Below are 10,570 nucleotides of genomic sequence, written 5' to 3' on the forward strand. Positions count from 1 at the left end.
GCGCCTTCCGGGTCGTGTTGCAATCAGCGACAACTGGTTCATGAATTCATAACCGGTGGTGCCGTCCACGGACCAAGTCGCGGTGCAGGGTTTCAACTTCGCCGAGGATCTTCTCGACGAAAATCGGCAGGTGCCGCTGCGGAGACAGGCTGTCGACCCGGCGCCGCAATTTGCGGCAATAACCACGGGGGTCGGCCAGGCCATCGATGTGATCGATGCGCAGACCGTCGACCAGGCCCTCGGCCACCAGCTCGAAGATCTTGGCGTGGGTTTCTTCGAACACGGCCGGCCGCTCGACCCGCAGGCCGCCGAGTTCGTTGACATCGAAAAAGCGCCGCCAATTGATATCGTCCGCCGCGGTGCGCCAGCTGGCCAGGCGATAGCTTTGGCGCTCGAGCAAGTCGTGCAGACGCTCGAACCCCTCGCGCGTCAGTGAATCATAAGCGTCCAGGTTGCGCTGGATCGCTTGCGCAATGGCCGGGTCAGCGGCGAGTTCGCGCAGCTCGGCCTTGAGCGGGATCGCCAGGCTGTGCGCGTCCATCTGGTAACTCAAGGCACTGAAGCGGTCTGCCAGGGATTTGAGTTGCGCGGCCTGATCGGCATTCAGCGCGTCATCGGCCTTGAGCAGCTCGCCGTAGCTCGTCGGGCAGATCGGGAAGTGATGCTCATAGTGCTCGACATGAAATGCGCCGTGCCCTGCATCGAAACGCAAGGGCAGGGTGCCGTCCTGCAGGGCGACCCCGTAATCGCTGCCGAGGAAGGGCAGCAGCAACTGACCTGCCATCAACGGATCGGGAGAATGCCACTGGATATCGAAGAACTCGCCGTAGGGACTCAGGCGCCCCCATTCCAGCAAATCCAGCCACCAGGGATTGTCGCCGCCGCCCACCGCCATGTGGTTGGACACGATGTCGAGGATCAGCCCCATCCGTTGCTCGCGCAAGGCGCTGACCAGGCGCCGCAATGCCGCTTCGCCGCCCAGCTCCGGGTTGACCGTGGTCGGGTCCACCACGTCGTAGCCATGCATGGAGCCCGGACGCGCGCTCAGCAGTGGCGAAGCATAGAGATGGCTGATGCCCAGGCTGGCGAAGTAGGGGACCAGCGGCACCGCCTGGTCCAGGGTGAAGCCTTTATGAAACTGCAGTCGCAGGGTGGCCCGCAACGGTTGGATGAGCGCTTGATTCATTGGTCACGCTCGGCCGCCTGAAGTCGCGCGCAGGCGAGCCAGTTCCAGGCGCCGGGCGGCGTCCGGGTCATCGAGCAGGGTTTCGCTGTCACCGGGCAGGCGACGGGACCAGTTGGGATGCGCGTCGGTCGTGCCCGGCAGGTTGGCCTGCTGTTCGATGCCCAGGGCATCTTCCAGCGGCAGCAACACCAGCGGCGCCGGGGTGTGCCCGAGGAAACGGATCGCGGCATCCAGCACCTGATCGGTTTCATGGGACTCCTCGCGAAAGTTCTGCGGATCCTCGCTCAACACCCGGCGCAAGCCTTCGCGCTCGCGTTCGCGGTGCTGGCGCCATTCGATTTCACCCGAGGCGTCGACCAGGCCGAGACGGGCATTCCAGTCGATATCGCGGCCATGCCACCAACCATTGAGGGTCGGCAGGTCATGGGTGCTGGTGGTGGCCAGCGCGTTGTCCGGCCAGTCGAGCATGGGCTTGAAGTGGGCGTTGTCCTGTTCGAACAGCAATACCCGCATGCCGAGGATCGAGCGGGCGATGAGTTTTTCCCGCAGGCCATCCGGCACCGTCCCCAGGTCTTCGCCGAGCACGATGGCCTGATGGCGATGGGATTCGAGGGCCAGCAAGCGCAGCAGGTCGTCCACCGGGTAGTACAGGTAGGCGCCGTCGGCAGGGGGCGCGCCATTGGGAATCACCCACAGCCGTTGCAGGCCCATGACGTGATCAATGCGCAGGCCACCGGCATGGGCGAAGTTGTCCCGGAGCATCTCAATGAACGCGCGAAAACCGTTGCGTACCAGGCCTTCGGGGGAGAACGCGGAAATGCCCCAGCCCTGGCCGGTACGGTTGAGAATGTCCGGTGGTGCGCCCACGGTCAGGGAGGCGAGCAATTCGTCCTGGCGACTCCAGGCCTGGCTGCCGCCGCCGTCGGCGCCCACCGCCAGATCGGCAATCAATCCGATGCTGATGCCGCTGGCGCGGGCGGCGGTTTGTGCGCGCTCCAGGCAGCGGGTGATCAGCCATTGGCAGAAGGCAAAGAAGCCGATGCGGCCGGCGTTCTCTTCAGCAAACGCGGCGAGGGCGGCGCTGCGCGGGTCGCGCCATTGTTCGGGCCACTCGCGCCAGTCGAGGCCTTCACCGTTGGCGGCGCGGTCTTGCTGAATGGCTTCGAAGCGGCAGTGGTTTTCCAGGGCCTCGCCGCCGGCGTGGCGGAAGCTGTTGAAATCGGCATGCAACGGATGTTCGCCCTGGACAAAGCCGTCGTAGAGCGCCTGCAACAGACGATGCTTGGCCTCGGCGGCCACCGGCCAATCGATCAGCGGCAACTCTTCAAGGTGCTTGAGTTCGGCGGCGAGGCCCGTGGCGTCAATTGCCGTGCGCACGGCGCGCTCACCGAGAATCAGGCCCGGGGCGGCGTAGAGGCTGTTGAGGAACAGACGGCTGGACGGCGAATAAGGGCTGTAGCGATGGGTGTCGTTGGCAAACATCGCATGCAGCGGGCTGATCGCCAACGCTTCGGCGCCACGCTCGCCAGCCACCCGGACCAGATCTTCCAGGGCCTGGGTGTCGCCGAATCCACCGTCGCCGGGACGGCGCAAGGCATACAACTGGACGCTCAGGCCCCAGGCACGGGGGATCGGATTGTCGACGGCATCGCCGACGCTGTAGCAGCGAGCCGGTGCGACGGCCAGGGTAAAGGATTGTCCGTCGATGCTGACGCGCTGATAACCGACCGGAATCTGGCCGGGCAGAATCGCCTCGGCGTCCAGTGTCAGGTTGAGTTGCGAGCCATCTTCGAGATGGACCGCGCAGGACGTCTGCGGCTCGAAGTAATGCGCCAGATTGAGACCGACACCGACATCGGCGGTCATCAGCGGCGGCAGGTGGCGGGTCTGTTGCACTTGCTGCAATTGCAGCAGGCTGGCGTCGAATTTCCTGTGCGGAGCCGGCAGGGTGGCCGAGTCCGGTCAGGACGTTACGTAAAACCGACGGGGCGACTTTTTGCGGGCGGCCGTTGGCGTCGATCCAATCGACTGCCAAACCCGCTTGGCTGGCCAGTATTTCCAGTTGCGCGTCACTCATTGGCGCTCTCCATCCGGGGGTAGCATAGGGGCTGCGGCCATGAGGCTGACTAGCGCGCAATACGGGGCAAGTGTGCCCTGATCCAACAGGCCGGCCGACTGTGGCGGGTGTTCGAACAGTAGCGAAGCGTCGACCTGTGGTGAATGGACCACAGGCTTGTCGCTGAGGTTCAGGTCAATACGCAGCTGACTGCCATTGCCCAGTTGCCAGCGTGCAGTCACCGCGCCCTCGGCCAGCACCTCGGCACCCAAGGCAAAAGTCCCGGGCAGATTGGGAATGATGTGTGTGTGCCGAAGCCGCAACAACTGGCGATACAGGCCCTGCATCGCCGATTGCCGGGTGGCGGTCAGTTTGGGCCGGGACGCCTCGAAGGTCTGGCGTGCGTTTGGATCGGGAATCCGTTCGCGTTTATGCGGATCGGTAAAGGCGCTGAAGGCGGCAAATTCATTACGTCGTCCTTCACGCACCAGTTCCGCCAGTTCACCGTGGTGACTGGTGAAAAACAGGAAGGGCTCTTCGGCGGCGAATTCGTCGCCCATGAACATCAGCGGGATCATCGGTGACAGCAGCAGCAGCGCTGTCGCCGCTTGCAAGGCGTCGTTATGGGTCAGCTGATGCAACCGCTCGCCAAACGCGCGATTACCGATCTGGTCATGGTTTTGCAGAAACAGCACAAAGGCACTGGGCGGCAAGTGACCGCTGGGTTCTCCGCGAGGTGTGCCATGGCGGGTGACGTGGCCCTGGAATACGAAACCCTGGCTCAGGCAGCGCGCCAGTTGCTCGGTGGGGTTGTCGGCATAGTCGGCGTAGTAAGCGTCGGTTTCGCCGGTCAACAACACATGCAGGGCATTATGGCCGTCATCGTTCCACTGCGCGTCAAAGCCTTCCTGCAACAGGCTGGCCTGGTTGTGCTCGTTCTCCACCGTCAGCCACACATGCCGCGCCGGATCTGTGCGCTGGCGCACCCGTTGCGCCAGTTCCTGCAGGAAGTCGGGGCTTTCAATGGCGTGGACCGCGTCCAGGCGCAGACCGTCGAAGCGGTATTCGAACAGCCACATCAGCGCGTTTTCGATGAAGAAGTCCCGCACCTCGCGCCGCCGGAAATCAATGGCGGCACCCCAGGGCGTGTGCTTGTCTTCGCGGAAAAAGCCCTTGGCGTAGCGATGCAGGTAATTGCCGTCCGGGCCGAAGTGGTTGTAGACCACGTCGAGGATCACCGCCAGGCCGTGGCCATGGGCGGTGTCGATCAGGTGCTTGAGTTGTTCGGGAGTGCCATAGGAGGATTGGGGCGCATAGGGCAGGACGCCGTCATAACCCCAATTGCGGTCACCGGGGAACTGCGCCAGGGGCATCAGTTCGATCGCGGTCACCCCCAGTTCGACCAGGCGCGCCAGGTGCTTCTCGACTTCACTGAAACCGCCGAGGGCACCGACGTGCAATTCGTAGATCACCGCCTCGTTCCATGGCCGCCCCAACCAGTTGCCGTGTTGCCACTGATAGGCGAGGGGATCGACCACCACGCTGTGCAAATGGATGTCACCGGCCTGGGCGCGGGAGGCCGGGTCGGGCACCTCCAGCTCCCCGTCGATGTTGTAGCGATAACGCGTGCCGGCAGGGCAACGGGTATTGATCACGAACCAGCCATCGGCCTGAGGCAATAGTGGCAAGGATTGTCCATTTTCCAGTTCGACACTGACAAACAACGCATCTGGCGCCCACAAGGCAAAACGCGTGTGTTCTGCGTCCAGCATGATTGCGCCGTGGGGCCAGGTCTCAAGGGTCCGTAACGGCATCTATTGAAAACCTCTTACTGTCTGTGCGATTTACCCAGTGCTTTAACCACCAGCTGTTCGTAAAGTTCGGCGTAGGGTTCGACCGCCTTGCACCAGTTGAATGGCGCGGCCATCGCGCGGCAGCGCATGGCATTGAGCAGGTCGGGGTAGGCGAATACCTTGAACGCGCGGCTCAGGGCTTCCTGGTAACTTTCAACCGTGGATTCATCGAACAGGAACCCGGTCACGCCATTTTCGATGGTGTCGGCCAAGCCACCGGTATTGCGTGCCACCGGCAATGAACCGAAGCGTTGGGCGTACATCTGGCTCAGGCCGCAGGGCTCGTAGCGCGACGGCATCAGCAGGAAGTCGCTGCCGGCGAACATGCGCCGGGCATCGGTTTCATTGAAGCCGATGCGCACCCCGATTTGCCCCGGGAAACGCAGGGCCAGCTCACGCATGGCTTGTTCTTCTTCCGGCTCGCCCCGCCCGATGATCGCGATCTGGCCGCCGGATTCGACGATGTATTCGGAGACGGCTTCGGTCAGGTCCAGGCCTTTTTGATACACCAGGCGCGAGACCACGGCGAACAGCGGACCTACGCTATCGTCCAGGCCGAACAACTCACGAACGTGGGCGGCGTTGACGGCCTTGCCCTCCCAATCGCCGATGCTGAACGGGCAGAACAGGTGGGGATCGGTGGCCGCATCCCAGCTTTCATCGATACCGTTGGGGATACCGCTGAGCAGACCTTGCTGGGTCTTGGCGGCGAGAAAGCCGTCGAGGCCGCAGCCGAAGGCCGGGGTGGTGATTTCCTGGGCGTAGGTCGCGCTGACCGTGGTGATGTGACTCGAATAGGCCATGCCGGCCTTGAGGAACGACATCTTGCCGTAGAACTCCATGCCGTCCTGCTGCAGGGCATGGGTGGGAATTCCCAGTTCCGGGCATGATCCCAGGCTGGTCACACCCTGATAAGCCAGGTTGTGGATGGTGAACAGGGTCGGGGTGCGCTGCCCACGCCAGTGCATATAAGCAGGCGCCAGACCGGCCGGCCAGTCATGGGCGTGCACCAGGTCCGGGCACCAGTGGATTTGTGCGAGGTTGGCGGCGATATCGGCGGCTGCCAGGCCGAGTCGGGCGAAGCGGATATGGTTGTCCGGCCAGTCGCGACCGTTGTTGGCGCCGTAGGGCGAGCCTTCACGCTCGTAAAGTTCAGGGCAGATCAACACGTAAATGACCAGGCCGTCGGGCATGTCCATGCGCCCGATCTTGCAAGGGGGCAGGGCTGCGTGGCCACCCAGCTCGCCAATGATGTGAATCGGGTTTTCGCTGTGCAGCACCTGCGGGTAACCGGGAATCAGCACACGAACATCGTGCAGTAGCGCCATGGCCCGGGGCAGCGCCGCGGAAACGTCACCCAGCCCGCCGGTCTTCACCAGGTCGGCAATTTCGGAAGTGACGAACAATACTTTCTTTCTATTGGGATTGTGCCTGGCAACCGGTGCCAGCGCCTTGGTGCCCGTGACGCTGATCGTTTGGGCACTGCCTGTACTCACGACGCTCGACTCGCCGACCTGCTGATGAGCACGTTCTCCCTGAATATCTAAAGCCGCACTGATCATATGAATCTCCCGTATTGTTGATCTAATTCTTAGGTCTGGCAGACGATGTTCCGTGGCCAATTCATGTGGCCGGCGCAAACGCGCTACGCATCGGTCAGCAAAGGCTGCCCATGCGCTGAAGCAGTAACGCTTGAAATGGACATTGCAAGGATTGCACCAGCCGCAACACTCCTCCCTTTCAGGTGACCCGTCGCGACGGGTAAAAGTTTCGAGTTTTTTTGTACTTTATGACTGATCGGTTTTGCCTCGCGGAAATGAGTCTAGGCCAGAAGTTAGAGCGCGCGAGGCGGAATGGCAAAATTGTTCGACAATCGGTGCAAAGAGGTACGGTCGTCCCGTTTAGAAGGCGAAATTCACCGACGAAGGGCTGCTTTTTCAATGATTTGGCGTCAAAAAATCTGAGTAACGACACATTGTCGTGCGCCAGACGGCAAGGCTTGCGCACTATTACGGTGCGCGCATGCGTCCCGCTTTTGGCCGAACCGCTGCCTTACGGGGCACCTTGCGGCCTTGGTATAGTTCGACTCTCGTTCTTGCCCGGTAAAGGATCACTCGCATGGCTCAGTACACCGCATTCACCGTCGAATTGGCAGATAAGGTCGCACACGTGCAGATAAATCGCCCTGAGAAGATCAATTCGATGAACGCAGCGTTCTGGAGTGAAATCATCGAGATTTTCCAGTGGGTCGACGACACCGACGAAGTCCGGGTGGTGGTGCTCAGTGGTGCCGGCAAGCATTTTTCCTCGGGCATCGACCTGATGATGCTGGCCGGCGTGGCCAATGAACTGGGCAAGGATGTCGGACGAAACGCGCGCTTGCTGCGACGCAAGATCCTGGCGCTGCAAGCGTCGTTCAATGCCGTCGACCAGTGCCGCAAACCGGTGCTGGCGGCGGTGCAGGGTTATTGCCTGGGCGGCGCCATCGACCTGATTGCCGCCTGCGACATGCGATACGCCGCCGAAGACGCGCAATTCTCGATCAAGGAAATCGACATCGGCATGGCCGCCGACGTCGGCACCTTGCAACGCTTGCCGCGGATCATTGGTGACGGCATGCTGCGTGAACTGGCTTACACTGGTCGTTCGTTTGGCGCCGAGGAAGCGCGGGGCATGGGCCTGGTCAATCGCATCTACAGCGACGCTGCCAGCCTGCTTGATGGCGTGATGGGCATTGCCCGCGAGATCGCCGCCAAGTCGCCGATCGCAATCACCGGCACCAAGGAGATGATCAGCTACATGCGCGACCATCGCATTGACGACGGCCTCGAATACGTCGCCACCTGGAACGCCGCCATGCTGCAATCCACCGATCTGCGCGTGGCCATGGCCGCCCATATGAGCAAACAGAAACCCGAATTTCTGGATTGATTGACATGACTTCACGCTGGACCACTGCAGTACTGGACACCGATCAACCCGGCGGCTGGGCCGTGGCGCGCAGCCCCGAAGGCTTCTTGTACGACGATAATGGCGCGCTGTTTCCACGGGAGTGGCTCAAACGCCAGGATCTGTCGATCCTCGCCGAGCACGGCATCGGTCATCTGAATGGTGAGCCGGTCTATCTGCTGGAGTTGCGCAGTCACAGCGAAGTGCCGGGCTGCAACTGGAAAGGCTTGCGCGCGTTCATGCTCGAAGGCGACCACGGGGTGTTCAAGGTGCTCGGTTACGCCGCGCAGATCGGCACCTGGGCCCGCGAGCATCGCTTCTGTGGCAATTGCGGGCAGGCGACCCGGCAGGTCGTGCGCGAACGGGCGATGTATTGCGAGCCTTGCGACTTGCGCTATTACCCGCGCATCTCGCCGAGCATGATCGTGCTGATCACCCGGGGCGACGAAATCCTGCTGGCGCGTTCACCGCGTTTTGTCAGCGGGGTCTACAGCACCTTGGCGGGGTTTGCCGAGCCGGGCGAGTCGGCCGTGGACTGCCTGATTCGCGAGGTGCGTGAAGAGGTGCGGATCGAAGTCCGGAACATCCAGTACATGGGCAGCCAGTGCTGGCCGTTCCCGCATTCGATGATGCTCGGCTTCCATGCCGAATACGCGGGAGGCGAGATCGTCTGCCAGGAAGACGAAATCGAAGACGCCCAGTGGTTCAACATTAACGTGCTGCCACCGTTGCCGGCGTCACGCTCGATTGCCCGTTACCTGATCGACGTCTATGTGGCGCGGTGCCTAGGCCACGCTGAACCAGTGCTGCCAGGCTAACCGCACGGTCAGCCCCAACACCACGGTGATGAACACCGGACGGATGAATTTCGCACCGCCGCTGATGGCGGTGCGAGCACCGAAGAACGCGCCGACCATCACCGACAGGCCCATGCTCAGGCCGATGATCCAGTCCACTTGCCCGGAAAACACGAACACCGACAGCGCCGCAATGTTGCTGACGAAGTTCATGCTGCGCGCCACGCCGCTGGCCTTCACCAGGTCGATGGGGTACATCAGCATGCTGCTGACGGTCCAGAAAGCCCCGGTGCCGGGACCGGCCACGCCATCGTAGAAACCGAGGCTGAAACCCTGGCTCGATTGCCACTTTTTCCTGATCGGTGCATCGCTGTCCAGCGGCGCCTTCGGCGTGCCGCCAAACAACAGATAGAGGCCGCAGGCGAAGACGATCACCGGGAGCATCTTGTTCAACCATTCCGCGGGCAGGTAATGCGCGACCACGGCACCGGTCAAGGCACCGACCAGGGTGCCGACGATGGCATGCATCCACTGCCTGGGGTGGAACAACTTGCGGCGGTAGAAGGTGAAGCTGGCGGTGGCCGAGCCGAAGGTCGAACTGAGTTTGTTGGTGCCCAGCACCAGGTGCGGCGGCAGGCCGGCGGTCAACAGTGCGGGGGTGGTCAACAAGCCACCCCCGCCGGCGATGGCGTCGATGAAACCGGCAACAAAAGCGACAAGGACGAGGATGGCCAGGGTGGTGAGGTCAACGCTGAGTTCGAAAGGCATGGAATCGGCTTATTCGGCAGGACGCAGGAGGCTGCGTGGAAGGGCGAGTATCTTACCTAGATCCATTGTTGCGGGCGACCGGGATTGGTTTTGTAACGCGGATTGTCACGATTACCGGTGTAATGCATGCAGTCGCGATTGCTTTTGTAGGAGCTGGCTTGCCAGCGAAGGCGGCCAGTCATGCGCTGAATTTGAGGACGCCTTCGCTGGCAAGCCAGCTCCTACAGGGGGGCGGTGTTATCTAGAGGCCGAGGTCGGACAGGCCTGGATGATCGTCCGGTCGCCGACCCAGCGGCCAGTGGAACTTGCGCTCGCTTTCCTTGATCGGCAAGTCGTTGATGCTCGCGTACCGGTTGGCCATCAAGCCGTCTTGATTGAACTCCCAGTTCTCGTTGCCGTAGGACCGGAACCAGTTGCCCGAGTCGTCGTGCCATTCGTAGGCCGTAACGCACCGGCGATGCGGTTGTCAGTGAAGGCCCAGAGCTCCTTGATCAGCCGATAGTCCAGTTCCCTGGCCCATTTACGGGTCAGAAAGTCTTTGGCTTCTGCGCGGTTGTTGGCGAATTCGGCACGGTTGCGCCACCGGGTGTCGAGGGTATAGGCCAGCGACACCCGTTGCGGGTCGCGGGAGTTCCAGCCGTCTTCGGCCAGGCGAACTTTCTCGATGGCCGATTCACGGGTGAAGGGCGGCAGTGGCGGACGAACTTCGGCGTTAGACATTGACAGTCTCCCTGGCAAATTAACGTTCAAGCAAGGTGTAGGGCTTGTTTAGAGTGTCACAGGTCCAATAACTTTCGCGCCATACATTGCGCATTATCAGCGGCACTGTGATCACCCATGTAGAACGATCGTTCTACATGGTCAAGCTGATAGTGTTGTCGCCTATGAAATTGCCTTCGCTGGCAAGCCAGCTGACACCATCAAAACCCAAACAAACCCAAACAAACCCAAAACCAAGGCC

Annotated in this window: 5 protein-coding genes and 4 pseudogenes; 2 read left to right on the forward strand and 7 right to left on the reverse strand. The window is 61.8% G+C overall.

What is annotated here, in order from left to right; all coding sequences use genetic code 11:
- The 4 genes and pseudogenes from BZ163_RS01195 to glgA all read right to left on the reverse strand — a co-directional run.
- Nucleotides 1-1,186 (reverse strand): annotated as a pseudogene (locus BZ163_RS01195) (alpha-amylase family glycosyl hydrolase); the annotation flags it as partial.
- Nucleotides 1,183-3,263: pseudogene (malQ, locus tag BZ163_RS01200) on the reverse strand (4-alpha-glucanotransferase). The pseudogenes malQ and BZ163_RS01195, both read right to left, overlap by 4 nt.
- Complete coding sequence (gene treZ / locus BZ163_RS01205) at nt 3,260-5,056, reverse strand: malto-oligosyltrehalose trehalohydrolase (protein WP_128869475.1); 1,797 nt, start codon at nt 5,054-5,056, stop codon at nt 3,260-3,262. Before treZ ends, malQ begins: the two are co-directional and overlap by 4 nt.
- A gap of 14 nt (nt 5,057-5,070) precedes the next feature.
- Entirely contained in the window at nt 5,071-6,657 is a 1,587-nt protein-coding gene (gene glgA / locus BZ163_RS01210; protein ID WP_128869476.1) for a glycogen synthase GlgA, read from the reverse strand.
- Nucleotides 6,658-7,213: 556 nt separating this feature from the next.
- Between glgA and BZ163_RS01215 the strand changes: the two genes are divergently transcribed.
- Together BZ163_RS01215 and nudC are read left to right on the forward strand one after the other, a co-directional pair.
- Entirely contained in the window at nt 7,214-8,026 is an 813-nt protein-coding gene (locus BZ163_RS01215) for a crotonase/enoyl-CoA hydratase family protein (protein ID WP_128869477.1), read from the forward strand.
- A 5-nt stretch (nt 8,027-8,031) separates the two neighbouring features.
- The gene (gene nudC, locus BZ163_RS01220; protein ID WP_128869478.1) at nt 8,032-8,862 is read left to right on the forward strand and encodes an NAD(+) diphosphatase; all 831 of its coding nucleotides are present in this window, start codon (nt 8,032-8,034) and stop codon (nt 8,860-8,862) included.
- On the opposite strand, the gene BZ163_RS01225 is transcribed toward nudC, so the two are convergent.
- The 3 genes and pseudogenes from BZ163_RS01225 to BZ163_RS01235 form a co-directional block, all read right to left on the reverse strand.
- Entirely contained in the window at nt 8,830-9,609 is a 780-nt protein-coding gene (locus tag BZ163_RS01225) for a TSUP family transporter (protein ID WP_128869479.1), read from the reverse strand. The two genes, nudC and BZ163_RS01225, sit on opposite strands and share 33 nt — an antisense overlap.
- 241 nt (nt 9,610-9,850) lie before the next feature.
- Nucleotides 9,851-10,329 (reverse strand): annotated as a pseudogene (locus BZ163_RS01230) (DUF1348 family protein).
- 56 nt (nt 10,330-10,385) lie between these two features.
- A pseudogene (locus BZ163_RS01235) lies at nt 10,386-10,448 on the reverse strand (TetR family transcriptional regulator); the annotation flags it as partial.
- Nucleotides 10,449-10,570: the final 122 nt, after the last annotated feature.

Source organism: Pseudomonas sp. VI4.1, from assembly GCF_002029345.1.
Classification (GTDB): Bacteria; Pseudomonadota; Gammaproteobacteria; order Pseudomonadales; family Pseudomonadaceae; genus Aquipseudomonas.

Excerpts from the sequence above, each read along its gene's own strand:
- BZ163_RS01225 (WP_128869479.1), bottom strand. The coding sequence starts at position 9,609 with ATGCCTTTCGAACTCAGCGTTGACCTCACCACCCTGGCCATCCTCGTC.
- treZ (WP_128869475.1), bottom strand. The coding sequence starts at position 5,056 with ATGCCGTTACGGACCCTTGAGACCTGGCCCCACGGCGCAATCATGCTG.
- glgA (WP_128869476.1), bottom strand. The coding sequence starts at position 6,657 with ATGATCAGTGCGGCTTTAGATATTCAGGGAGAACGTGCTCATCAGCAG.
- BZ163_RS01215 (WP_128869477.1), top strand. The coding sequence starts at position 7,214 with ATGGCTCAGTACACCGCATTCACCGTCGAATTGGCAGATAAGGTCGCA.
- nudC (WP_128869478.1), top strand. The coding sequence starts at position 8,032 with ATGACTTCACGCTGGACCACTGCAGTACTGGACACCGATCAACCCGGC.